The sequence below is a fragment of the Paenibacillus sp. 01T422 genome (assembly GCF_056398785.1).
Genome location: NZ_JBFTQB010001654.1, coordinates 1 through 454 on the forward strand (window position 1 = coordinate 1; position 454 = coordinate 454).

Genomic DNA, 454 nt, shown 5'->3' on the forward strand with positions numbered 1-454 from the left:
TTCCTAGTACAAGTTTATTTTGTTTGTTGCGAGGATGGGCTGTTTTTCGAACGGAATCTACGACGGCAGCAAATAAGGCTTGAGTGACCTCGACAGGAAGAGAATTAATACGGCGTGAAAGCTGAGACTTGTTGATGCTAGTGAGTTGGAATTCTTTTTGAAACTCAAGATCTGAACGAATACCTCTTTCGATCGTGTGTAGAGAATCCCACTTCAATAATTGTGCAGCGAGAAATATTTTCAACAGATTAACTGTTTTAAGCTGCTTCCGATAATCCAGAAACGGCGCTAAAAAATTTTGTAATGGTAACAAAGAAAGGCATTGACGAACCACCTGTTTATCCGATACACTCAAAGTCCGAGTTCTCCTTTGTATGAGATGTATGGATTAGGTCCCTACATCTCTACACTGGAGATTTTTTTATGAATTGTCCATGAAAATTAAATAAAAAAA

At 38.1% G+C, this 454-nt stretch carries 1 pseudogene; it reads right to left on the bottom strand.

The features are described 5' to 3' along the window. Positions 1–355: pseudogene (locus AC1DUA_RS40630) on the bottom strand (hypothetical protein); the annotation flags it as partial. Positions 356–454 lie beyond the last annotated feature (99 nt).